Source organism: Paenibacillus xylanilyticus (assembly GCF_009664365.1).
Classification (GTDB): domain Bacteria; phylum Bacillota; class Bacilli; order Paenibacillales; family Paenibacillaceae; genus Paenibacillus; species Paenibacillus xylanilyticus_A.
The window spans coordinates 2,859,440-2,883,382 of record NZ_CP044310.1 but is presented as its reverse complement, the minus strand read 5'-3'; the positions used below and the strand labels follow the sequence as shown (position 1 = coordinate 2,883,382).

Here is a 23,943-nt window from a genome sequence, read left to right as displayed (position 1 = left end):
TAACTCATGCAAAGAGTTAACTGTACGGCTTTTTATATGTTGTTAATCTAATCTTATCCCACTTTCACAGGCGCTTGTTCTCCCTGCCAGAGCAATTGCATTTCTTCACTGGTCGCAAGAAGCTCGCTCAAGCTTCCTTCGGCTTCAATACGGCCATCTTTTAATACGATAATATGATCTGCCTTGGAAAGTGCTGCTCGCCGGTGTGAAACGGCAATACATGTCACATGCTGCTCGTTGGATAACCCTTCCCAGACCTGCTTCTCGGTCTCCACATCCAGGGCACTCGATAGATCATCGAAGATGTACAGATCCGCTTCAGTCATTAGCATCCGTGCCGTGGCTGCACGCTGTATCTGTCCACCTGACAGCATGACACCCCTCGGACCAACGGAGGTTTCCAATCCTTGATCAAGGTGTTCAATATCCTTTTTCATTACAGCCAGGCGAATGGCACGTGTGAGCGATTCGCCTACTCTACCCTTTTTGCCTTGCACAATGTTCTCCTTCAATGTATCACTGAACAATCGAGGGACCTGGGGCGTGTAAGCCGCACGAGGCGGCATCAAGAATGTTGCTGGATCTACCTCTTCCCCGTTCCACCGAATACGCCCCTCCTGTTTCGGCAATAATCCAAGGAGCGTCCTCACCAGTGTAGATTTTCCCGATCCGATTCGTCCGGTAATCACAATAAATTGTCCACGTTTCAGTCGGAGGTTAATATTCTGAATACCTTTTGAAGAATTAGGATAATGGTATGTCAGATTGCTGACTTCCAGCTCCTTAAGTTTATCGTCCTTTTCTCTCTGCAGTTCAACTGGTTCCGGCGGATCCTCATACAGGTAGATCTCTCTCGATTCGATGATGCAATCTTCTTCACCAGGACGAAACAGCTTGCGCATGCGGTCAAAGGAGACCTTCAGTCGTTTGTGCTGGAATACCATGTACCCGAATAAGGAAATGCTAAAGCCTATGTTCGCAAGATACGATGTAAACAAGGCAAAGTCACCTACAGTGAATTGTCCGGTTCTCATTTCGGCTGCACACATCAGCAGGATTAATCCTGTACAAATGCTGAGCACATGCTGATTCAGGGATCTCATCCACTGTTTGAACAGATTATCCCTTAAGGCTGCTTGACGACGATCCTCATTGAGTCGATTGAACCGGGCTGAAACGTGCTGCTCGGCCTGCCCCAGTTTCAAAGCCTGCACGGCACCAAACGTTTCCGCTATAAAACTTGTAATCCGCCCTGTCGCTTCCCGATTGGTCTGGGCGTATTTACGTGCGCGATTGCCTGACAGATTGTTCAGCAGCGTAACGACAAGTAATGGCATGACGGCGACCAGTGTGATTTTCCAGTTGATATTTGCTATAATGACGATGGATACAATTGCAAACACGAGCCTTCCCCAGAAGTCTACCCAGGACTCAACATACTCGACAACTTCGTCCACATCATCACGAAAGCGACTCATCGCTTCTCCAGGTGAAGCGGGAAGATTACGTCCAGGCCAGCGCATAATGCCAGCCAGCATATTGGTACGAAGAATGGCCTGAATGTGAAAGACATATGTAATCCACGCATAGAAAGCGGCAAAGAACGTGCCTACTCTGGCTACTCTTACTAGCGCAATGAATATTAGCGGCACTGCCAGCCATAAGTAATCACTAGAGCCAATCGTCACTCGATCAAAAAACCACTGCATCCCAATACCAATAGCTAATGGCAAGGAATGAAACAAGCACCACAACAAACCGTTAATGATAAATAATACCGTCCTAAATCGAAACAGCCGTCCAATAAATCCTGCCACATTCATGCAAGTTCCTCCTCTCTGCCTGTCATTCGCAGCCGTGCATAATGAGAATTCGGATTGTTCGCCAGGTCTTCCCTCGCACCGAATTCCAATATCCGGCCATCCCCCAGTACCATGATCTGATCAACCTGTTCAAGCGTAGCCAGACGATGAGCAATAATAATTCCCGTACATTGCTGCATCAACTGGTTGACAGCCGACTGGAGCAAGTGTTCCGTAGCCGCATCCAGACGTGAGGACGGTTCATCCAGAATGACCAAACTCGGCTCGGTCAGAAACACCCGGGTTAAAGCAAATAATTGCGCTTCCCCAGCGGACAAGGATGAACCACCCGCTGTCAAATGGGTATCCAGCCCATTTGGCTGGGTATCAATCCATTGACGCAGACCCAGTCGATCCGTCGTTTCCAGGATCATGTCATCGGGCATCTCCTGATTGAACAGTGTCAGGTTATCCCGAAGTGTACCATCGAACAGCTGAACATCCTGCGTAACCATGCCCACCCGTCTGTACAGTGCCTTCAAGCTGAGCTTGGAAATATCCATACCACCAACGCGGATAACACCCTGGTCCAGATTATATAAACGAAGCAGCACCCGGCTCAGGCTAGACTTTCCGCTGCCTGTTCGACCAATAATTCCAAGCCTTTGACCAGGCTCAATCTTAAAATGAATATCCTGCAAAACAGGCTTATCGTTGTTATAGCTGAAGTGCACATGATCAAATTCCAGACCAAGCGCTCCATTCGGAAGCTGTTCCTGGTCTCCGTCTTTGATTTCACTGCTCAGGGCAAGCAATTCCCTGGAACGAAGCATACCGGATTTCGCTTTTTGAAACTCCTGCACCTGATCTCCAAGCATCTCAATCGGATCATTCAGCATCTGGGTATATTGATAGATCAGAAACAAGGTTCCGATGCTAATCGCCCCTTGCATAAAATAATGAACGCCCAGCAAAAGGACCACTGTAACAGCAATGGCGAATAAAATGACGGTGGTATTCCACGGAATTACGCGGAGCATCCAGGCTCTCCGGCCTTTCAGGAATACCGTGCGCATTAATTTGTAGAAACGGCTCATGACATACGGCACGTGCCCGTTCGCCTGTACATCCTCAATTCCGGCAATCCGTTCTTCGATCATGCCGAACAGGGATGCACTTGCTTCTCGCTCATTTTTGGAGGATTGTACGCCCAAATTACGGATAAATACCATAAATAAAATCGATAATAACGTAAACACGGTCATGACGATTGCAATAGGTAAATTCACCGTGAACATAAAACCGAGTATCCCGGCAAGCAATACAAAACTCCCGATGACCTGAACAATAAACATGGCGAAAAAGTTGGAAATGCTCGTTACATCTCCATCCACACGTTCAATCATTTCCCCGGGTGTTTTTACATTGTGAAAACGCATATCCAGTTTCAGACAATGTTTAAGCAGGTCTCCCCGCAGCTGATTGGTTGCGCGCCATGACACATCATTGCCAAAATAACTGACTGCCACCGTAATCAACTGATTACATACAGCAACGACCAGAAAGAGGGCTGCGAGCTGAATCAGATTTGTGAGCATTCCACCGCTAGCGGCTGTATCAATAAACCGCTGGATGATCTGCGGATTCAGCAGCTGCAAACCGGTAGAAGTCAGCAGCATTACCACCAGCAGTGCGAGTCGCCCTTTTACAGGCTTCAGATAACTGAAGAGCCAGGTCATGGATCTTTTTTCTTGTTTGGGCATGCTGCCCACCCCTTTACGTCTATTTAAATACTATTCAATTAACTTCATTATGCCTTTCATGTCGTATAGCTAAGACGAATCATGCAGAACAACATGAAATACCATCTCTTGCACCCAAACTTCAAAATTGACTTGTAGTTTTACCATCTTGTATTCTCCCAACCCTTCTGGCAATCTTCCCGGAACCTTTGAACCCATTGTTCGGATATCTCATCTGCGATAGGGTCAAAAGCCGGGGGCGCAACGGTAACGTCAGCAGACGAAACATCCAAGTACTCCAGTACCTTTCGGACGGTCCCCTCGTAATTTTGTACGAAATCCTCATATACAATCGTCAAAGGGACGATGCCCGACTCCGAAAGGAAATCCTCGATGGCAGCTTCACACATACTGCTCTCAACAAGCAAATGTTTAATGGCATCAAAATGGTATTGATCTGCAATATCTTTCTCTTCAGCCTGAGCACCATGCTGACGATGCCACTCACCTGAAACAATAGCCCGCCACCAAGACACTGCCAGTCTCACTTTGTTTCTGCGTGTCATGTAAATATGCTTCGTACAGTTGGGGAAACCTGTACTCCATACTTCCGCCCTCGGCGTTTCGGATGGCAGCTGATAAAGTTTGCGAATGGCATCGATCCAGTGCTGTTCAAAATTAATTTTGATGCCGAATACCCCATTAGGTGTTGTACCCATCTCCCAGATTTGCTCCAGATCTGCACGCTTCAATGTTTCCGGGCTCTTATGCTGGAAATGCAGCCATTCACCAGGTTTACCTGCTACGCCTGTTGAACTTAAAGCTTCACTGAGCAGTGTACTGCCTGTGCGTTGGGAAAACCAAATCGTATAGCTTTGAGAAGGTTTATTCATACCTTTACCACCTTTCTTCCCTTAGGATATAAAATGAATTGAAGCCCAGATATCTAAAGATCTCCTTTCCATGTGAACCGATTGGTGGGATGCATGCAAAAAAGCCATAGATGAACTAATGTTCATCTACAGCTTTGTATCAACAAGAGAACCATATGAAATCAAAATCGTTTCCGGATTTCTCCTCTGCATCGCAAAATGAATAGTGTCCACGACAGGGGCTGCACAAGCACGACTGTCTACACACTGACATTCATCCTAAGATCGTATCTATGCTCATGCTTATTCAGTTATTGAATGTAAATCCCATATTGGCATGAACATATTCATCTACCCACCCGTTACACATATTTGTTATTATTGTATGCACTCCACCACATTACGTCAAGAACATTTTGTCTTAATTGTTATTTCTTACATGTTGATCATCATATGCGGTAAGCTTAACGATCATACCCCAGATTAGGAATGGTTCTGTAGGCAAACTTCATTTGATTGACTTTCCATACACCTTCACGGTGTACAAGTTCAATGTTTCGATCATAGACGTAGTGTGATTCACCTGTTAGCGTATTCCCAAGAACGAACGATTGAGATAATGTTCCTGTTGTAGAACTTGTATAATAAACGGAGTTCTCAGGAACATCATACTGAATCCATTCATTTTGCAGCTCCTGCCCTCCAACAATGGAACCGATCAACTTCTCTGTAAAATAGGGTTTGAAATACGTCTGTACATGTTTAATCTCAGACAGCTTGGACGTTTCGTTCAATTTTTCCGACAATAATTTAACCTGGCATGGCTTATTTTCAGAGAATTGGTTATTCGGGATTCATCACGCTGGACATGCACAACTACCGTCTGACCATTTGACCTTATTGTTGCCTGCTTGTTCTCACCATCCCAGGTCAGCTTGGCTCCAAAAACCTGACTGACAAATTTCAAGGGAACATACGTCACGCCTCCAATTAATAGCACGGGCGAATCCATCGTTATTATCGTGTCATTTACACGCGCATTTTTGAAGTTAACAGCCAGCAAAATCTCTTTCTCTTTTGTGTGAATCTGTATATATCTATCTTCCGGATACCACTTTATATCCCCCCCTAGATTGCTGGATACAACTCTTAAAGGGATCAGAACCCGATTATTGGACAGTACTCCATCCTCAACCTCTACAATAGCTTCTTCTTCAGCAAAGGTCGGTGCATTAAATGAGGCAATCATCAAGATCGCCAGCAATGATATAACCCATTTTTTTAATTTCATGTGACATCCTCCCAAGGAACAAATAACGTAACCATTCTTTCTGGAAAAGTTAACGTTATCTGACCATTGAAAGTTGGAACTTCACATAAAAAAACGCTGGATAGGATGCCAAAAAACCGCTCCCTTATCTAGGATAAGCAGCGGCTCTATTGCCCATCAGGTGCTGACTCGTTCAGAAATGATCCTTTTTACGAGGTCAATGATGGATCTGTTTCTTGTGATAATACCTCTCCATCACTTGCATGATGGACTCGCTCTTTATAGGTTTGCTTACATAATCATCCATGCCCGCCTTCAAGCATCTATCCCTATCGCCCCGGACGGCATTTGCCGTAACCGCAACAATATATGGACATGCTTCGGGGTCCGAAAGTTCCTTAATCGCTCTGGTGGCTTCAAATCCGTCAAGCCGCGGCATATGCACATCCATAAAAACAATATCGTATGCACTACGTTTGACCTTCTCAACAGCCTCCACACCATCTGCTACACGATCTACAAAATGTCCCTTTTTCTCAACCATCCGGCTAAGGACAAGCAAATTAACCTCATTGTCTTCGGCAATGAGAATGCGCAGAGGTGTACTTCTGTTCTTTTTCTGCTGTTGATCAAACTGGCTGCTACCTTCATCATTATTTAATTTGAAGGAAGCCGTAAATATAAATGTTGTACCAGGTTCATCCGATTCCTCGATCCAGATATCGCCCTGCATGAGCTCTACCAGCTTCTTACTGATGGCTAACCCCAGACCAGTCCCTTGAGGTTTACGGGTCATAAAGTTCTCTAACTGGTAGAAGGGCTCAAACAATTGCTGTCTTTTCTCAACAGGAATCCCTATGCCCGAATCCTTCACCTTAAATTGCAGAAGGATGTTATTGCTGCACTGCTCCTTAACTCCGACTTCAATTGCCACACTACCTTCTGGCGTAAATTTGACCGCATTGCCGATAATGTTGGTAAGTACTTGTTTCAAACGGTAAGCATCGCCATAGAGCGGAGTCGGTATGGCCTCATCCAGACGTAAACGAATATCCAGCTCCTTTTCACGAGCCAGTGGTTTCACAATTTGCACGGTTTCTGTCACGATTTCCCCAACATCAAAAGGATCATCGACCAGATCCGTTTTACCTGACTCTATTTTCGAGAAATCCAGGATATCATTAATGATGGCCAGTAAGGAATCTCCACTCTTCTGAATAATTTGAATATATTCCTTTTGCTCCTCACTAAGTCCCGGCGTATCCAGAAGCAGATCTGTCATCCCGATAACACCGTTCATGGGTGTGCGAATTTCATGGCTCATCATTGCCAAAAATTCACTTTTGGCCTTGTTCATTCTCTCGGCAGTCTCTTTGGCCACAAGCAGCTTCTTCTGTTCCGTAATATCCTTCGCAATCAGATAGAATCCGACATTGGTCTTGTTGATGATGATCGGAGCAAGTGTAGCTAACACTTCTGTCTCAGTACCATCCGTGTGACGAACGGCGTTAATTTCCTTCTCAGCCAATTCGTAATTGCTGCGCAGGATCATTCCCAGATTGACAGCTCCGATGAATCTGCTAATGCTCGTGCCGATCATGTCCGACACAGGACAACCTGTCATTTTCACCGCTACAGGGTTCGCATTCATGATGTTGCCGTCCATGTTAAACGAGATAATGGCGTCATGATTATATTTCTTAAGTGAAGTGTAACGTTCCACGGATTCCTGCAGTTTAAATTCAATAAGTTTCCGTTCAGTGATGTCCTGCAAAGTTCCGTTCAATTGTATTGGCTGTTGGTGTTCATCAAACGTAATCAGCCCGCGCAAATGGAGATATTTCTCACTCCCATCAGAACGGATATGTTTGTATTCGAAATCAAGCGGTTCTCCTTGCTTCGTCTCTCTGATTTTTTCTTGCAAGGATGCTGCATCGGCGGGATTCATCACCCGAAGAACATCCCTTGCCCGGTAGCGTTTGTGTGTGCGCTCAAGCTCGAAAATTTCAAGCACCTGATCTGAAGTGGCGATTTGGTCATTGACCATATCCCATTCCCAACTACCAATCATCGCAATACGTTCAGCCTCTGCACTGATCTCTTCATGTTTCTTTCGCTCAGATATGTCTCGTCCAATGGTAAGTATCTGCCGTTCCTGCTCGGCATCCCCAATAATCTTGTATGTGGTCTCAAACCATAGATAATGTCCATCTTTATGACGAACTCTGATATTCAGCATATTTCCGGTAGTCAAGTCCATCTGTGAGATCTGTTCCAGATCAAACGGATGAAAATAGTCATTGTTATTCTGGCCGATAATGTCTTCTGGAGAGTAACCCAGCAGATCGCGAACCGAAGGTGAGCAGAACCGACAAACTCCATCAAGATTGGCAATGTAGATAATCTCCTGTGCATTATCCGAAATCAGTTTGAACATCTCTTCACTGTGCAGCAGTTTTTGTTCGGACACCTTACGATCTGTTATATCTACAATATGACAAATGAAATATAGCGGCTCATCTGTACTTTCATCCCGGGCCAAGGAAATATGCAATGAAATCCAGAGTACGTCCCCATTTTTTTGGATGTAGCGCTTTTCGTACGTATACTCTTTCGATCTGCCTTCAAACAAATCACAAGCATAGACTACATCCTGCGGACAGTCGTTCGGATGTGTAATATCCTGGTAGCTGAGATTCATGAGTTCATCACTGGTATAGCCCATCATGCTGCAAAATGCAGGGTTTACTTTTAACCATTGACCTGACGGAGCGACGAGTGCAATTCCAATAGGTGCTTGATTATAAATCTGCTCGAACAATTCGTGATGGTCGACCTTTTGAACCTGCATTTTAAGATCTCCTTTTGAAATATATACTCAAGTAATGGGTTGTCGAAATTTCAAATTATCGCTTTTAACTTGTCCGTCTCGAAAAGGAATAATCGTTTTAAAACCATAATAACTGCTTAGTACCCATTATTATAGGGATTGAAACAGCTCTTTCCAAATGATTTGTGTCTTTTAAACGGAAACAAGGCCTGGATTCCATCAACATGGAAGTCCCGACCTTTGTCGCTTATGTTCATTATAAGTCATATGGTGCTCGAAATCGCGAGTAAAATCTGTCAGCGCTCACGACCAACAATGTAATCCAACAAATGTTTCAAAAAAGGGATGTGCTTCGGCATTTCGGCAAGTGCATCCGTTGCGAGACAATAATGTTCCCACATTGCTTTTTTCGCTCCATCCTCCCCAAGGATGGAAACGAAGGTTGAATTGTTGTTGCGGACATCCTGCCCGGCTGGTTTACCAAGCACCAAGTCATTCCCTTCCAGATCCAGCAGATCATCCTTGATTTGAAAAGCGATACCCGCATGATAGGCAAATGCCTTCAAGGAGGAAATTTCAGAATCCTTAACCTGTGCCAGAATAGCAGGCATCACCAGCGCGGCTTCAAAGGCAATGCCTGTTTTGTAGAAGCAGATCGTGTTCAGCTGATCCAACGTCAGCGCTTTTCCTTTAGAGTTGAGGTCCATCGCCTGCCCCATACACATGTCTTCTGCTTTTTCAGCCGAATATCGGATCAAGGTTAGCACCGTTGAAGCATCGAATTGACTAAGCGAGGATTGTTCTCCAATGGCTTTCTGGATCAGAAAGAGGCCTGTTAATTCAGCTGTGGCGCTGTTATGCACCTGATGCAAGGTTGAACGGCCGCGCCTGGTTGAAGCATTATCCTGCGTTGGCAGATCATCAAAAATGAGGGAAGCGGTATGCATATACTCCAGTGACCTTAACAGCGGAACGATCGATGCTTCTGACAGCCCATACTCTCGCACACCCATTACCCAGGTTAAAATCGGCCTCAGCCGTTTGCCGCTTCCCTGCAGGCTATAATTGGCTGCATCAATCAGCGTTTCCTTCATTTCTAGAATTGTATTTGGTTTGGAGATTTGAACTTCCATGTTAATCCGTTCACGAACGTTTCGAACCGTTTGAAGAAAATCTTCTTTTTCCTTTTTGTCATTCTTCAGATGGACAACAACCTGATCCCTGAGCAATTTATCGAGAAAGTCCACGTCATCCGCTTTTTGAACCATTCGTTGAATGAGATCGTTAAATTCAGGCTGACCCGAAGCAAAGATGTCCATAATTTCATTATATTTCGCTGGTCCCAGTCGTTCCCTGCTGCGTTTGAGGCCATTGATCGCACGATCCAATATGACCTCACGAGTCTTGGCATCCGAGTCATACACACTGTGGATCAAATGAGAGATTACAGTCCAATAGAGCTCATATGGATTAATTAAGTCAGGACGCAGATCCCGGTATTTCAAATAATACGTGTACGGAGTCACTGCCCCCTCTTCCAAATCATCAAACATATCTGCAAAATCATCGGCCAGTTGATTGTAAATTCCATAATAGAACGTGCGGAGATCAAAGCCTTCATCCTCCGAAGCGCTTAGGACGGAACGAACAATCAGCCTGGATGAAGATGACTTGATAATAATCGGGATATAGAGCTCTTCATTGGTATAACTCACATTGGCAAGTTTCTTCGCCCGGTCCAGCTCTTGGGATTGAAAAAACACATAGGATTGCTCGAAAAAGGTCCGCTGCATCTCAGGTCGCTGATAATTCTTGATGTATTCAAATGCCTCACGCAGCTCTGAATGAACATAGCGAATGACTTCCTCATTGTCTCCGTTCCACTCGCCAATGTCAGGTACAATTCCTGTAAGCAGCGCCTTTCGAATCAGGAGGGAATACTGTTCTTTCTCTTGGGAAGTCAGGGCCTGTGAATCCAACAGATCGTCTATAAATGGATAGGTTAACCCGTATGAATACCCCAATCTGATAGCTGCATCAAATCTCTTCGAACGTTCCGGAATGGGTGTCGTTTCATCCAATTCATCATTCACATGCAGGACAACGCCAAGAATGATCTTAATCAGCTTGCGTTGTGCCTGCTCTGCGTCCAGCTCCTTCGGAATATTTGAAGCGACGTTTTCAAGTTTCTGTATCAGCCAGATTACGGCAGTCTCCACGTTTTCCTTCTGAGCCCAGCGATACAATGCCGCCAGGCTGATAAAATCGGGCTGGCCCTGTCGTTTCGCTCCATCCGCACGCATGAAGTATTTCTTGGTATCCTGCACAACCCGCTGAATACGAGCCTGCGTTTCGGGAGTATCCAGCGCCTTGCCCAGATCTCTCATATAAATATAGGAAATACTGCGATCGAGGTACTCATCCAGTTTACCGGTCACGTTCAACCAGTGGATATATCTATATACATCCCGGGAATCGGGTTTTCTTGAAGTTCGTGATATCCAGGGTAACCATGAGAATCGCTGAATATGTTTCTTTTGCCATAGATGAAAATCCTGCTTTAGAACCGTTGTATATGTGTTATTTATTAGCTGGTTATGAAGGGAAGCAAAGTACTGGGCTGCCTTATGCTCGGCTAACTCATATCCTGCTTCGGCATGATCTATAAGTGCGTTATTCATAGGATGGATACCTCAACTTCTATTAATGTTAAACATGTATCCATGAGAGGAGATTGAGGATGCTCCATGGACGAAAACTGTTGTGAATTCATGCTGTATCAAATTCGCCAGCTCATGTTCATAACCTTTATACGGCGCTTGAACCGTTTGGTTACGTAATCGTCATGGACAATCCACTGATCCTTGTTTTTATAGAATAGAAGCCCACACTTTAACGGCAGTAACGGCAATAAGAACAATTAAACCATAGCGAAGCACATTCACATTAATCATTGAACTGACCCTCGAGCCGAGTGATGCCCCTATCAGACTCCCTATAACGGTGTAGATGACTGGCTCAATCGGAATGCTTCCACCACTGACTTTCCCGATGACTCCACCAATCGCGGATATAAACACGATGGCCAGGGACGAGGCGATCGTCGTTCTCGTAGGAATACGAAGCACCGTCAGCATGATCGGAATCAGAATAAAAGCACCGCCTGCGCCAACAATTCCCGATACAACGCCCACGGCCAGAGCCGAACCTGCCGCAATCCATCGGTTAAATTCCACAACATCTGAAGCATCGTCTGTACCTCTTCCCGGAATCAACATGAGGACAATCGCGATAACTGCCAATATGCCGTAAATCAGGTTAATGACATCTCCATCCAGATGACTGGATAGGATGCCTCCAATCAAGCTGCCGATGAGAATACTGATGCCCATGTATGCAACAAGCGTCCTATTCACCAAAGCATGCCCGACCCCGGCCTTCCTCTTCTTTCTCTGAAATGCGACTACACCTGCCAACGAGGAAAAGAATACCTGGAACATGCTAATGGAGGAAACCTCATGTGCAGTAAAAGGGTCAATACCCATTAGAGAGGGAACGTACAGCAGCATGGGGTAGTTAATAATAGCTCCACCAATACCCAGTAAACCGGAAAAGAAGGAACCGACCAGACCCAGTATAAACATGATGATAAAAAGCAGAACATCCATCGGTAATTCTTCCTTTCTTGCGCTTGAAAAACCTTGTCAAAAAACTGTATACGCGGCGATATTTATCGGCTATAATAAAAACCAAGTAAATTAATCAGAAATGAGTGATTAAGCATGCTTAATCTGTTCAAGACTCTTTTTGAAAATAAATGTCCTCACTGCAGCGAAAAATTGCATGTATGCAGTGATTCACTCTGCGCCACCAAGACCTGCAGCCAGTGCAATTATAAGGAAGAAAGCTACGGCACTCTCGGAGTACGCATTGTGTATGACACCACAAAATGATAAAAGACATTCCTGCTCATTGTACCACGTTTTCCGCTGGCTCGATAAGCAGTAAGCCCTGATAGCAAGTGAAATCGTATACTCCAGCATGTACAAATATAAAAAGGTGCTAAACGAATTACATCGTTTGGCACCTTTTTTACTTCATATTTGAAATTTGGCTCATTCATTTCCTAGTCCGCTCAACGGATCTTTTAGATTGTTGATATTATTGATCAGATCCGGGATTCCGGTCTTTTCCCAGTTTTCCGCAGTAAAGCCTTGCTCTGCTATGGTGGTCTCGAATTGGCCCACAACTTCGGTTAACTGATTGTTATAACTGACCAAATTTTCATGGATGCTCTCACCGATGGCCGGAGCCGTAAGCTGGGAGAATTCACTAGCCTCCGCTTGAATCTGATCAATCTTTGTTTGAATCTGCTCGGTAATCTGTGGATTGTTGGCGGCATCCGTTGCGAGCTGTTGGAGCTCTGCGCCAGCACTGGATATTTGCTCGATATAGTCCGTTGCTCCGCTAACATAGTTTAAACTTTCGTTTGCCTGCTCCACAACAGAACAAGCCGAGATGACAAAAATACTTGTGGCAATAAAGCCTGTCATGATCAGTGTTTGCCTTCGTTTACGTAGAATCATGAGCATCTTCCCTTCCTTGTATCAGAAGTTATTTACTTAATTGAATGATAGCTGTTCCGGATACCCGAATGCAAATCGGTCTGCACTCATAGGATTGAACATGTATAATGGAAGAATCACACGGTAAAGGGATGTCATGACTATGCTTCAGGCTTTGAATCAGCGCTTAAACCGCATCATGCCACTGATTACTCCAACCAGCATTATCATTGGCGTACTTTGCGGAAGCTTTCTTTCTTCGTACACCTTTTTGTCACCTTGGCTTTTTGCATTTATGACGTTTGCAGGAAGTATCAGTCTAGGGTTCAGGGATTTTCTGAATGTTTTGAAAAAGCCTTTTCCCCTGTTTGTTTGTCTGTTCATATTACATTTGGCGATGCCTTTGATCGCACTCGGTATGGGGCATCTGGTTTTTCCGATGGACGCTTATACGATAACCGGATTGGTTCTGGCAGCTGTAATTCCGACTGGTGTAAGCAGCTTCATCTGGGTTAGCATTTACCGTGGCAATATTGCACTGACGCTATCCATCATCCTGATTGATACCATGCTGGCCCCATTCGTCGTTCCGGGTGTTCTTTCACTCCTGATCGGCACCAGCGTTACGCTGGATATGGGAGCGATCATGAGCAGTCTGTTTTGGATGATCGTCGTGCCTTCGTTGGTGGGCATGCTGCTGAATGAATGGACCAAAGGAGCCATTGTACCGGTATGGGGCCCAAGACTGAATCCATTTTCCAAGTTGTTTATGGCGGTAGTGGTCGCTATCAACGGATCGGTTGTTGCTCCTTATCTGGCCGATTTCAACTGGAGACTGGCTGGTCTGGCGGCAATCATCATTTTCCTGGCTTCCTTAGGCTATGCACTCAGTTATTTCATTGCAAGATTGCTGGGTTGGAATGAGGCTGACCAGGTGGCGCTCGTATTTAATGGAGGCATGCGCAATATCAGCGCAGGAGCGGTGCTTGCCGTATCCTATTTCCCACCTCCCGTTGCTGTCCCGGTTGTTCTCGGGATGGTATTTCAGCAAATGCTGGCTTCCCTGACAGGTTATTTGCTTGGACGGCGGTCACAACTGCTGCAAAATGCAGACAAAACGTCGGCAGCCTAAGAACGTATAGCAAAAAACGCCAACAAACGGTTGGCGTTTTTTTATATTTAAAATATGATTTTTTATTTCGGTTGAATATATCCTTCAGCTTTAAGCAATTCCGCGATCAGAACCGCACCGCCTGCTGCTCCGCGGAGCGTGTTGTGGGACAATCCCACGAATTTATAATCATAGAGCGAGTCTTCGCGCAGTCTTCCCGTGGATACGCCCATTCCGCGTTCAATGTCACGATCAAGCTTCGTTTGCGGTCTGTTCTCTTCCTCGAAATACGTAATAAACTGTTTCGGTGCACTTGGCAATTCCAGCTCTTGCGGACGTCCTTTGAATTGCAACCAACGCTCCAGAATTTCATCTTTGGAAGGTTTTTTCTCAAAGTTGACAAATACCGTAGCCAGATGCCCATCTGTTACCGGAACACGGATACATTGCGTCGTGATGAGTGGAGACGCTGCTTTCACAATCTCGTTGTTTTGCACGCTTCCCCAGATGCGAAGTGGCTCTTGTTCACTCTTCTCTTCTTCGCCACCAATGTATGGAATGACGTTATCCAGCATTTCAGGCCAATCCGTGAAGTTTTTGCCTGCTCCTGAAATGGCTTGATACGTGGAAGCAACTACTTGAGTCGGGTTGAACTCACGAAGCGCATGCAGTGCAGGCACATAGCTCTGAATGGAGCAGTTTGGTTTAACTGCGATGAAACCAGTTTTGGTGCCCAGACGTTTACGTTGTGCTTCAATCACTTCCAGGTGTCCTGGGTTGATCTCTGGAATAACCATAGGTACATCGGCAGTCCAGCGATGAGCCGAGTTGTTGGAAACAACCGGAGTGCCTGTTTTGGCATAAGCTTCTTCAAGCGCTTGGATCTCATTCTTTTTCATATCTACGGCACAGAAGATAAAATCAACCTGGCTGGCAAATGCTTCAACCTGGGAGGCATCCTGTACAACGATTTGTTTCACAGCTTCCGGGATAGGAACTGCAAGTTTCCATCTGCCCTGAACGGATTCTTCGTATGTTTTACCTGCAGAGTTGGCACTTGCTGAAATGGCTGTTACTTCAAACCATGGATGGCCATCCAGCAGGTCCACAAAACGCTGGCCTACCATTCCTGTTCCTCCGACAATACCGACTTTCAATTTTGCTGTCATATAATCATCATTTCCTTTCGGTGTGAGTTCGATAATAGCTATTTTCATTCCTGCATCGGTTGATGGGACTTCATGATTCTTCCCTTAGTAAACACTATTCAAGTAATTCCAAAGCGTGTTGCGAGCACCCCGGAAAAACCAAAAAAATCCCACCCCCAAGACAGAAGTCTCAGGGACGAGATTGAACACTCGTGGTACCACCCAGATTCGCCCATATGTCGCCATATCAGCCTCTTAGAGTTAAGGATACAACTGTTAATCAGTTGTAACAGCCTATACTCCGCTCTGTAACAGGAGCTCCTGTCACACCATCCCCTATATGCAAGTTCCGATGTGCTGCTCTGAGTCTTTATTCAATAAAAATTCTTTACCCCTTTTCAGCTGCCGGGGCTCTCTGAGAAAGAATACTTTTATTTACTCGTCTCTTCGTCGCATTTGATATTGCGATTATAATATCAAAGTTACCATTGCGAAGTAAACATATTTTTTATAATTTGCTGCAAATGGATATTTATTTACTACGTTTTAGTGACAAAAGCATTCGTTAACAGAAGGACAAGCCTGCATAATGCTTATATTCCCATATTCATCCTTATTAACTAATACGTCTAAACATTATGCAATTCATCCCCACTGCGTTGCGAGCTGTTTGAGGTATGGTGACAGTACCGGCTGCAGCTCCTTGCGCATAAGTCCGATTTCCAAAATAGCCTGAATGTAACCGAACTGATTGCCAATATCGTAGCGGCGGCCCTCAAGCTCAAGAGCGAGCAACTCCTCCAACTGACTCACTTCTTTTAACGCATCGGTTAGTTGATATTCTCCTCCTGCGCCTCTCTCGATCCGATCCAATATGGGAAATATCGATGGTTTCAGAATATAACGCCCCATTACCGCCGTTCTTGATGGTGCCTCCTTCATTGAGGGCTTCTCCACCAGATTCGTAATTCGGTGAACCCGATCTTCCGCACCCGCTGAATCAATAATTCCATATTTGCTTACATCATCCGGCTGCACTTGACGTACTCCCACGACCTGACTGCCGGTTTTTTCATACAAATGAATCATCTGTGCAAGTGCAGGCGGATCGGACACCATAATATCATCCCCCAGCAGCACAGCGAACGGATCCTCTCCCACAAACTGACGCGCGCATCCGATGGCATGTCCGAGTCCCAGAGGCTCTTTTTGACGGATAAAATGAATGCTTGCCATATCACTTATCGCCTGCACCTGTTCAAGCAAATCCTGTTTGCCTTTGGCATAGAGGGTATGCTCCAGTTCCACCGATTTGTCAAAATGATCCTCGATCGATTTTTTGTTGCGTCCGGTCACGATGATAATGTTTTCAATGCCCGATTGTACCGCTTCTTCAACAATATATTGAATGGCGGGTTTATCCACAATGGGCAGCATTTCTTTCGGCTGAGCCTTGGTTGCCGGCAGGAAGCGTGTTCCGAGTCCGGCTGCCGGAATAACTGCCTTTTTGATTCTCATATCATGAAACACTCCTTTCGTTCGCATCTGTACTCGGATAGGCCGCTGTCGCGGACACAGCACGGAAAACCCAATATCGACTGGCGATATAGTTCAGGATCATGCCCAAGAGGGTTGCTGCTGCTTTGCTTATGACCAGGTTCCAGCCAAGTATGTGGTTGGAAAGTAACAGGATCAGCGATGACAAGGCGAGAACGATCAAATTAGTAATTACAAAACGCAGCAATTCATTATTAGGACCTTGTCTTCGTGCATCCCTGAACGTCCATCGCCCGTTCCACCAATAACTGTTCAATACGCCGCAGCTATAGGAAATGACCTGGGCAATCAGCGCGGGTGTACCCAGGGCGGCAAGCATGGTAAACACCAATGCATCCACCGCCGTATTCATCACACCCACGATCCCGAATTTGATCAATGTGGCCAATCGATTAATCATGGTGAGCAACTCTGCCTGTCATCCGCACTTGTGCGGTCTGACTCTCCGATTGATACACGTCACGCACAATGTATAAGGGTCTCGCCTTAGTTTCATCATAGATGCGGCCAATGTATTCCCCAAGAATGCCCAGCATAATGAGAATAAATCCATTAAATATCAGCATGATGCTGACGATGGATGGCCAGCCTTTGATCGTTGAATCGGTAAAAATCGCAGAAATGATCACGCTGAGCATGTAGATGAATCCGCCTAAGGAGAGGATAGCTCCCAAGTAACCCGCAAGCTTGAGCGGTTTATACGAGAAGGAAGTAATACCATCCAGGCTCAGCTTCAGCATGCGTTTCAGGGGATATTTGGTCTCACCTGCCAGACGCTCATCCCGTTCATATTCGATCGCTGTTTGTCTGAATCCAACCCAACTGACCAAACCACGGACGAATCGATTTTTTTCCGGTAGACGTTTCATCTCATCGCACACTTTGCGATCGATTAAGCGAAAATCTCCTGTATCCACCGGAATATCCGTATCGGTTGATGCCCGGAGTATGCGGTAAAACATGCTTGCAGACCATTTCTTGAAGCGGGTCTCCCCGCTTCGTCTGGTCCGGCGGGCATACACTACATCATAGCCCTCTTTCCATTTGGCAATCATGTCCAGTATCAGTTCGGGAGGGTCCTGAAGGTCCGCATCAATAATGACTACTGCATCACCTGCTGCATAATCCATCCCTGCGGTAATCGCGATCTGGTGACCGAAGTTGCGTGCAAAATCAATTAATTTTACACTTTCATCCCAACGTGCATAGTCACGGATCATCTGCGCACTTCGGTCGACACTACCGTCGTTGACAAACAGCAGTTCATAAGTTTCTCCCGTACTGCCCATTACCTTTTTCACACGTCGATAGGTTTCTTCAATGACTGCCTCTTCGTTGTACATCGGAATAATGATGCTGTAACGGCACTTTTGGGCCATATTCGTTCCCTCCCTTTTCAATTTCGGTTGTTCCACTTGACCATCTCTATAACTTCACTTCGTATAGGGTGCTCTGTCCGCCGAAGCCAGCTCCGCTATCCGTACCTGTCATCCACTCTGACGTCGGAATTTCGGTACCATGTTCCATGATCCAACTGCTGATATCCGAATTGCCTCCTCGGCCGCCCATGCCGCCAACCATGAAGTATTTCACTTGTCCGCTCCTCACGAGCTCTTCCAGTTCCTCGGTGGTATACACCGGATCAGAACCGGAGAAGCCTCCAAGTGTAATGACAGCCTCGTTCTCATCAATGATGTATGGGGCTGCCTGGTTATAATCTGTCGTTGCAAAAAGATAGGTCTCTCCTGTGTTATTTTCTCTGAGATAATTCAGTGTTGTTGTATCTACTCCTTCGTTTCTGTTTCCGGCTCCGCCTGGTCCGCCAGCCGCTCCTATGCCACCACCGCCAAACATGTTTCCACCAAATTCCGGAGGTGTTCCTGTACTTGAATTATCATCAGCATCTCCGCTGCCAGAAGCACCAGGTAAGGCTGGATCCGTATTACTTGCAGTATTAGGTGGAGTCATCGCGCTATCTCGATCACCTTGTCTGCCTCCCATAGCCATGCCCATGCCGCCGAACATTCCATTCGAACCCGGAGGACCTGCTGCAGGAATCATGCTGTTACCGCCGTAGGTAATTGGCGTGAATGCCCAATAGACTGGACCAATAAGCATAACCATAAACCCTGCCACGATAATTCCCTGCTTCCATTGGTGTGAACGATGGAGCATAACGATTAAGATGAGCGTGATCGCAATACCTGCAATGAGTTCGCTGATCGACCAGCCTGCACCGATGGTGTCATCATAGACCTGCATGATATACCAGCCGAAGATCGTCGTAAGCAGAACGGCAAGAGGAAGCAGCCAGGCTTGCCAGCCGTTACGCTCTCGATAAGCCTGCCACATGGCTACAAATCCGGCTCCGGTCAAAGCTGCAATTGGCGGGGCGAGCATGATCAGATAATATTGGTGGAAGAAACCAGCCACACTGAAGAATGCTGCAACCGGAAGCAACCAGATCAGCCAAAACGCAGCTTCCTTATGTTTCATCGTAATATTTCTCCGTCTGAGCCCCGCAAAGAGTGCAACGCATCCCAGCAGTACCGTTGGCAGAAGCCAACTTGCCTGCCCGGACAGCTCAGTCTGGAACAATCGAAGCACACCCTTCTCCCCTGTGCCGAACATGCCACCCATTCCGCCACCATTGCCGCCGAAATTTCTTCCGTTTGGCATTTCAGCACCATTCGGCATCTGACCGCCTTGCGGGAAATTCATTCCGTTCATTGGGCCCATCTCACGCGTTGAATCGTCGCTGGATGGGTTGCCTGCAGCAACGGAGTTGTCTGATGAATCAGAATCCGAGGCTGCTGCTGAAGCATCGTCACGGTTTCTATCATCTGCCATATTAGGCATGCCTGCGCCAGGTGTTCTGTTCTGCTGACCTGTAAGACGGGATAGACCGTTATAGCCAAAAGCAAGCTCCAGCACCGAATTGGTTTCGCTGCTTCCTATGTAAGGCCGCTGACTCTCCGGTATAGAATCGACTGTCACTGCCCAGGATAGGGAAACCACTGCCAGTACGGCGGTACTGCCAATAAGCAGAAGGATCTTCTTTCTCCATTTCGCCTGGAATGCAAGCAGATAGAAGATATAAAATGCCGGAAGAATCATGTAGGCCTGAAGCATTTTCATGTTAAAAGCCAGTCCAATAAGGCCAAATGCTACGAGAATCCGCCACGGACTGCCCTGCTTGGTGCCATTGAACAAAAACCAGGAACCGAGCAAAAGTGTAAACACCAGCATGCTGTCAATATTGTTGGTACGGCTTACGGCCGCCACAACCGGAACCGTAGCCATGGCCAGAGCAGCAATACGTGCCGCAGCAAGTCCAAAGGTTGGTTTAACCATGAAATAAATGATCAGTACCGAACCGATTCCCGCTAACACTTGCGGCAAAATAACACTCCAACCATGCAATCCGAAAACATAGGCAAAAGCCGTCTGAATCCAAAACACGACGGGTGGTTTATCTACCGTTACGGAGCCAGCTGAATCAAGGGATGCATAGAAGAAATTGTGGAAATTTCTCAGCATGCTCCCTACGGCGGTCGTATAGTAGGAATTGGCATATTGATCGTTCCAAATCCCGTATCCATTCAAAATTGCCGCCAATATGACAATCGGCAGAAGGACCAGATCAATCCTTCGTTTGGCATGTTTCAATGTCAATCACTCCTTCTCTTTCTTCATGATTGTATTGTGACATGCCAAAATAAAAATGGGATGAGTCCCCGCTGAATGTTAACTGAGGATAAGTTCCAATCCTTTCAGCTAATTTTCAGCTTGGCAAGCGATAATACAACATAAAGCCCTCAGCTTTTTGAGGCATTCAATAGATGGATTTAACAGGGAGGCATGCCCGCTTATGAAGTTAAGTACAGGGATAAAAATCCTTTTGGCGGATGATGAACCACATATTTTGCAATTTTTGGAGCTTGGATTGAGTAATGAGGGCTTCGATGTACGCACGGCTCCGGATGGCGCTGCAGCGCTAGAACTCGCACTTGAGTTCCGTCCGCATATGGCCATATTGGACGTCATGATGCCGGAAATGGATGGATTCGAGGTGGTTGAACGTCTGCGCAAGACTGGAGCCCAGATGGGAGTCATCATGCTCACAGCAAAGGACGAAGTCGAGAACCGTGTTAAAGGTCTGTGGCTTGGTGCTGATGATTATATGATCAAGCCCTTTGCCTTCGATGAGCTGCTCGCCCGGATTCAGGCAAGACTGCGTAATCAGTTTCCATTGCTCATTGGGGCCGTAACACATGGTCCTTTCCGAATCGACGATCAGCGCAAGGAGATTACCTATCATGATCAGATTCTTGAGTTGTCCCCTACCGAATATGAATTATTGAAGTTCATTGTGCTGAACCACGGTATCGTGCTAAGCAAGGCGACCATTCTTAGTCGTGTGTGGGGGTATGATTTTGGCGGAGAAGAAAATATTGTCGAGGTCTATATACGATCACTGCGTGACAAACTTGGGGATAAAGAGCACAAACTCATTCGCACTCTTCGAGGTGTTGGATATCGAGTGGATCTCTGATGAGTCATACGAAGAAGCCAACCACCAAATCTCTTCTGGGACAATTGCAGCGGTTGATCTGGCCCCGTTCGCTCCGTTCTCAGCTGCTCGCACGTTCTCTGTTTATTCTTGCAGCCTTATTTTTGTTAATTGGCATTTTTCAGTTCTGGATTATGGAGAGCTTTCTGTATCGCAATCAGGCGAAAACGATGGAAGAGCAGATGATGTCCATGCCTCCTGTCTGGCTCGGCTTATCCTCGCGGAATGAGTCATTCAACAACCCATTTGCCGGACAGGCAGGCACGGATGCACGCGTGTCGGGTAACAGGATGCTCTACATTCCCGATCGTTCACTTGCCCTATTCGATCAAAATGGCACATTCGAGGATATCTTCGGTAAAGAAGACGGTCTGGCAGCTCCCCAACTCACTGCCGCTGAATACAAAACAATCACGGACCAATTATTGGACAAACGACATGCTCCATACCAGATCGTGACGGATCGTACAGGCAGTGAGCAATTAATCGTTTTTGCCTCGCCCGGTCCGCGCAATCGGGATTTCACCATGGTTCAGATGGGTACCCCCACGAAACCGATAAGAGATCTCATGGTTAAACAGCTGCTCATCTTCATCATGTTATCCATTCTGGCGATGGTGGCGGGTCTCATTCTCTATACCAAAACGCTCCGCCGCACACTGATTCCGCTATCCAGTATGGTCGATACCGTCCAGCGGATCGATGCTGGCAGCTTGGCAGAACGTCTTCCCGCCACCCAGGGTCAACAGGAAGTGGATCAGCTCGCGCAGTCGTTCAACGGCATGCTCGAAAGACTCGAGCAATCATTTGAAGCGGAACGTGAATCGAAGGAACAGATGCAGCGTTTCCTGTCCGATGCTTCCCATGAACTGCGGACTCCATTGACGTCCATCCACGGATTCATTGAAGTTCTCCAGCGGGGCGCAGCGTCCAATCATGAACAACTGTACAGGGCACTGGACAGCATGTATGGGGAGTCTGTTCGAATTAACAAACTGGTTGAAGATTTGCTTATGCTAACCAAGCTAGATCAAGCTCCGAAGCAAGAGCAGGAGATTGTTCAACTGGATCATTTGCTGATGGAGATGCAGCCCCAGCTAAACATGATGGCACGGGAACGCCATGTACACTTCGACCTGACTGCCGGGTTATCCATAATGGCTGAGCCGCACAAGCTGAAGCAGGTGATTCTCAATTTGTTCCACAATGCGGTGCAGCATACGCACCCGGAATCCGGTTCCATTACTGTGGCGCTATATGCTGTTCATAACAAGGCCGAACTGACCGTACAAGACAACGGCACCGGGATTGAACCGGAACATCTTCCCCATATTTTTGAACGCTTTTACCGGACCAGCTCTTCCCGTTCCAGAAAGGAAGGCGGCGCCGGCCTTGGTCTGGCCATTACACATTCCATTGTGGAAGCGCATGGCGGAAGTATTGCGGTGAACAGCAAGTTAGGCAGCGGAACAACCTTTACCATTTTATTGCCTTTGTCTGACTTATCTGAGGCAAATTTCGATCATTAGCATGACCAATAACCCTTTCCAGCTCTTTAGGGACTGTGAAAGGGTTATTTCTTTGAATTATCTTACGATTATCCGATCATTTTTCAAGTCAAACACAGTCGGCTTTCCGGCCAACTTATATTCCCAACCAGCTTCGATTGCTTGCACAATGAAACGCCTTACATGTCTAGGTTGTATAATCTTCATTGTCATATTATCGACGTATACTTCAAGTTTTCGTCCCTGAATAAATTCATGCTCTGCAACGAAAACCATATAGCCACTATCAGGTGAAATTCCCCACCGGAATGTCTCTTCATTGATGAGTATCCTTCTTGATCGTTTCTTACTAAGTGTCATCTAATCTCCCACCATCCCTATCCCACTCTAACTCTCCGGTTTCCATGACTGGATCACCTGATGATTGGCATCAATGGCATGGATATTGTCGAACGTCTCCATGAGGCTAAGCTCCGATTCGTTTTGATAGGCTACTGGCATTTTTATGATAAATGTATTATTTATTGCTTTTACATCGTGGGTCTCTCCATTGATATATTTAATTTGGAACTTGGCAATGGAGATGTCGGAATATAAGGCACCCCACATGAAATTCCCACTATTGTTTTTGGGCTCCGCCACAACGAGGAACGCAGGACCATGATCTGAACTGGCCGTCCAACCCGACTCGCTGTCCGCATTTATATGAAATCTCCCACGCTTCTGCTCATAGGCTGCGAATACATACTGTGTTTCGTCCAGATAAAGAACCAACTGATTCTCCAGATCCACATTCACAATCTTCACCGGTGTCTTCCAGTTGGATTGGACAGCCTGGTCCAAGGTTGGATACCCGAAGATCCGATTCCAGAAAAGGCTGAGACCTACAATCATCAGCACAAGCAGGCTGGTGGTGGTTATCCAGATTATTTTCTTCATGCTACCCCTTTTACACCTTGCCTTCT

19 protein-coding genes and 1 other annotated feature are annotated in these 23,943 nt (G+C 46.3%); of the genes, 3 read left to right on the top strand and 16 right to left on the bottom strand.

Features of this window, described 5'->3' with window-relative positions; all coding sequences use genetic code 11:
• Positions 1-53 precede the first annotated feature (53 nt).
• From F4V51_RS12990 to F4V51_RS12950, 9 genes are all read right to left on the bottom strand, one after another.
• Positions 54-1,823, bottom strand: coding sequence for an ABC transporter ATP-binding protein (locus F4V51_RS12990; protein ID WP_153978280.1), 1,770 nt, complete (start codon positions 1,821-1,823; stop codon positions 54-56).
• Complete coding sequence (locus F4V51_RS12985; RefSeq protein ID WP_153978279.1) at positions 1,820-3,565, bottom strand: ABC transporter ATP-binding protein; 1,746 nt, start codon at positions 3,563-3,565, stop codon at positions 1,820-1,822. Before F4V51_RS12985 ends, F4V51_RS12990 begins: the two co-directional genes overlap by 4 nt.
• A 140-nt stretch (positions 3,566-3,705) precedes the next feature.
• Entirely contained in the window at positions 3,706-4,437 is a 732-nt protein-coding gene (locus tag F4V51_RS12980) for a Stf0 family sulfotransferase (protein WP_153978278.1), read from the bottom strand.
• A 443-nt stretch (positions 4,438-4,880) separates the two neighbouring features.
• Positions 4,881-5,222, bottom strand: a complete 342-nt coding sequence (locus tag F4V51_RS12975; protein WP_153978277.1) for a hypothetical protein — start codon at positions 5,220-5,222, stop codon at positions 4,881-4,883.
• Entirely contained in the window at positions 5,207-5,707 is a 501-nt protein-coding gene (locus F4V51_RS12970) for a copper amine oxidase N-terminal domain-containing protein (protein ID WP_153978276.1), read from the bottom strand. Before F4V51_RS12970 ends, F4V51_RS12975 begins: the two co-directional genes overlap by 16 nt.
• A 196-nt stretch (positions 5,708-5,903) precedes the next feature.
• Positions 5,904-8,537, bottom strand: coding sequence for a PAS domain S-box protein (locus tag F4V51_RS12965; RefSeq protein WP_153978275.1), 2,634 nt, complete (start codon positions 8,535-8,537; stop codon positions 5,904-5,906).
• Positions 8,538-8,812: 275 nt separating this feature from the next.
• The gene (locus F4V51_RS12960; protein WP_153978274.1) at positions 8,813-11,197 is read right to left on the bottom strand and encodes a polyprenyl synthetase family protein; all 2,385 of its coding nucleotides are present in this window, start codon (positions 11,195-11,197) and stop codon (positions 8,813-8,815) included.
• Between the two features lie 189 nt (positions 11,198-11,386).
• Entirely contained in the window at positions 11,387-12,184 is a 798-nt protein-coding gene (locus F4V51_RS12955; protein WP_153978273.1) for a sulfite exporter TauE/SafE family protein, read from the bottom strand.
• Positions 12,185-12,631: 447 nt separating this feature from the next.
• Positions 12,632-13,102 carry a DUF6376 family protein gene (locus F4V51_RS12950; protein ID WP_153978272.1) on the bottom strand — a complete coding sequence of 157 codons (471 nt, stop codon included), beginning with the start codon at positions 13,100-13,102 and terminating at the stop codon, positions 12,632-12,634.
• A 142-nt stretch (positions 13,103-13,244) separates the two neighbouring features.
• On the opposite strand from F4V51_RS12950, the gene F4V51_RS12945 reads away from it, so the two are divergent.
• Positions 13,245-14,213, top strand: coding sequence for a bile acid:sodium symporter family protein (locus F4V51_RS12945; RefSeq protein ID WP_153978271.1), 969 nt, complete (start codon positions 13,245-13,247; stop codon positions 14,211-14,213).
• 62 nt (positions 14,214-14,275) lie between these two features.
• Here the strand turns inward: F4V51_RS12945 and asd are convergent, their stop codons facing one another.
• The 5 genes from asd to F4V51_RS12920 form a co-directional block, all read right to left on the bottom strand.
• Positions 14,276-15,361, bottom strand: a complete 1,086-nt coding sequence (asd, locus tag F4V51_RS12940) for an aspartate-semialdehyde dehydrogenase (RefSeq protein ID WP_153978270.1) — start codon at positions 15,359-15,361, stop codon at positions 14,276-14,278.
• Between the two features lie 168 nt (positions 15,362-15,529).
• Positions 15,530-15,800 (bottom strand) — a binding site (T-box leader).
• A 185-nt stretch (positions 15,801-15,985) separates the two neighbouring features.
• Positions 15,986-16,858, bottom strand: coding sequence for a UTP--glucose-1-phosphate uridylyltransferase GalU (gene galU, locus F4V51_RS12935; RefSeq protein WP_153978269.1), 873 nt, complete (start codon positions 16,856-16,858; stop codon positions 15,986-15,988).
• Between the two features lies 1 nt (position 16,859).
• Entirely contained in the window at positions 16,860-17,297 is a 438-nt protein-coding gene (locus F4V51_RS12930) for a GtrA family protein (RefSeq protein ID WP_153978268.1), read from the bottom strand.
• Positions 17,290-18,276 (bottom strand): glycosyltransferase family 2 protein, encoded by a 987-nt coding sequence (locus tag F4V51_RS12925; RefSeq protein WP_153978267.1) that lies wholly within the window; start codon positions 18,274-18,276, stop codon positions 17,290-17,292. Before F4V51_RS12925 ends, F4V51_RS12930 begins: the two co-directional genes overlap by 8 nt.
• A gap of 46 nt (positions 18,277-18,322) precedes the next feature.
• Positions 18,323-20,572 carry a glycosyltransferase family 39 protein gene (locus tag F4V51_RS12920; RefSeq protein WP_415752987.1) on the bottom strand — a complete coding sequence of 750 codons (2,250 nt, stop codon included), beginning with the start codon at positions 20,570-20,572 and terminating at the stop codon, positions 18,323-18,325.
• Between the two features lie 196 nt (positions 20,573-20,768).
• Between F4V51_RS12920 and F4V51_RS12915 the strand changes: the two genes are divergently transcribed.
• Together F4V51_RS12915 and F4V51_RS12910 are read left to right on the top strand one after the other, a co-directional pair.
• On the top strand, positions 20,769-21,452 hold the full coding sequence (locus tag F4V51_RS12915; protein WP_153978266.1) for a response regulator transcription factor: 684 nt from the start codon (positions 20,769-20,771) through the stop codon (positions 21,450-21,452).
• Positions 21,452-22,999: a sensor histidine kinase gene (locus tag F4V51_RS12910; protein WP_153978265.1), complete on the top strand. Its 1,548-nt coding sequence runs from the start codon at positions 21,452-21,454 to the stop codon at positions 22,997-22,999. Before F4V51_RS12915 ends, F4V51_RS12910 begins: the two co-directional genes overlap by 1 nt.
• 57 nt (positions 23,000-23,056) lie before the next feature.
• On the opposite strand, the gene F4V51_RS12905 is transcribed toward F4V51_RS12910, so the two are convergent.
• Both F4V51_RS12905 and F4V51_RS12900 read right to left on the bottom strand, forming a co-directional pair.
• Entirely contained in the window at positions 23,057-23,338 is a 282-nt protein-coding gene (locus F4V51_RS12905; RefSeq protein WP_153978264.1) for a hypothetical protein, read from the bottom strand.
• 27 nt (positions 23,339-23,365) lie between these two features.
• Positions 23,366-23,917 carry a hypothetical protein gene (locus tag F4V51_RS12900; protein ID WP_153978263.1) on the bottom strand — a complete coding sequence of 184 codons (552 nt, stop codon included), beginning with the start codon at positions 23,915-23,917 and terminating at the stop codon, positions 23,366-23,368.
• Positions 23,918-23,943: the final 26 nt, after the last annotated feature.

Excerpts from the sequence above, each read along its gene's own strand:
- F4V51_RS12990 (WP_153978280.1), bottom strand. The coding sequence starts at position 1,823 with ATGAATGTGGCAGGATTTATTGGACGGCTGTTTCGATTTAGGACGGTA.
- F4V51_RS12985 (WP_153978279.1), bottom strand. The coding sequence starts at position 3,565 with ATGCCCAAACAAGAAAAAAGATCCATGACCTGGCTCTTCAGTTATCTG.
- F4V51_RS12980 (WP_153978278.1), bottom strand. The coding sequence starts at position 4,437 with ATGAATAAACCTTCTCAAAGCTATACGATTTGGTTTTCCCAACGCACA.
- F4V51_RS12970 (WP_153978276.1), bottom strand. The coding sequence starts at position 5,707 with ATGAAATTAAAAAAATGGGTTATATCATTGCTGGCGATCTTGATGATT.
- F4V51_RS12965 (WP_153978275.1), bottom strand. The coding sequence starts at position 8,537 with ATGCAGGTTCAAAAGGTCGACCATCACGAATTGTTCGAGCAGATTTAT.
- F4V51_RS12960 (WP_153978274.1), bottom strand. The coding sequence starts at position 11,197 with ATGAATAACGCACTTATAGATCATGCCGAAGCAGGATATGAGTTAGCC.
- F4V51_RS12955 (WP_153978273.1), bottom strand. The coding sequence starts at position 12,184 with ATGGATGTTCTGCTTTTTATCATCATGTTTATACTGGGTCTGGTCGGT.
- F4V51_RS12950 (WP_153978272.1), bottom strand. The coding sequence starts at position 13,102 with ATGATTCTACGTAAACGAAGGCAAACACTGATCATGACAGGCTTTATT.
- F4V51_RS12945 (WP_153978271.1), top strand. The coding sequence starts at position 13,245 with ATGCTTCAGGCTTTGAATCAGCGCTTAAACCGCATCATGCCACTGATT.
- asd (WP_153978270.1), bottom strand. The coding sequence starts at position 15,361 with ATGACAGCAAAATTGAAAGTCGGTATTGTCGGAGGAACAGGAATGGTA.
- galU (WP_153978269.1), bottom strand. The coding sequence starts at position 16,858 with ATGAGAATCAAAAAGGCAGTTATTCCGGCAGCCGGACTCGGAACACGC.
- F4V51_RS12930 (WP_153978268.1), bottom strand. The coding sequence starts at position 17,297 with ATGATTAATCGATTGGCCACATTGATCAAATTCGGGATCGTGGGTGTG.
- F4V51_RS12925 (WP_153978267.1), bottom strand. The coding sequence starts at position 18,276 with ATGGCCCAAAAGTGCCGTTACAGCATCATTATTCCGATGTACAACGAA.
- F4V51_RS12915 (WP_153978266.1), top strand. The coding sequence starts at position 20,769 with ATGAAGTTAAGTACAGGGATAAAAATCCTTTTGGCGGATGATGAACCA.
- F4V51_RS12910 (WP_153978265.1), top strand. The coding sequence starts at position 21,452 with ATGAGTCATACGAAGAAGCCAACCACCAAATCTCTTCTGGGACAATTG.
- F4V51_RS12905 (WP_153978264.1), bottom strand. The coding sequence starts at position 23,338 with ATGACACTTAGTAAGAAACGATCAAGAAGGATACTCATCAATGAAGAG.
- F4V51_RS12900 (WP_153978263.1), bottom strand. The coding sequence starts at position 23,917 with ATGAAGAAAATAATCTGGATAACCACCACCAGCCTGCTTGTGCTGATG.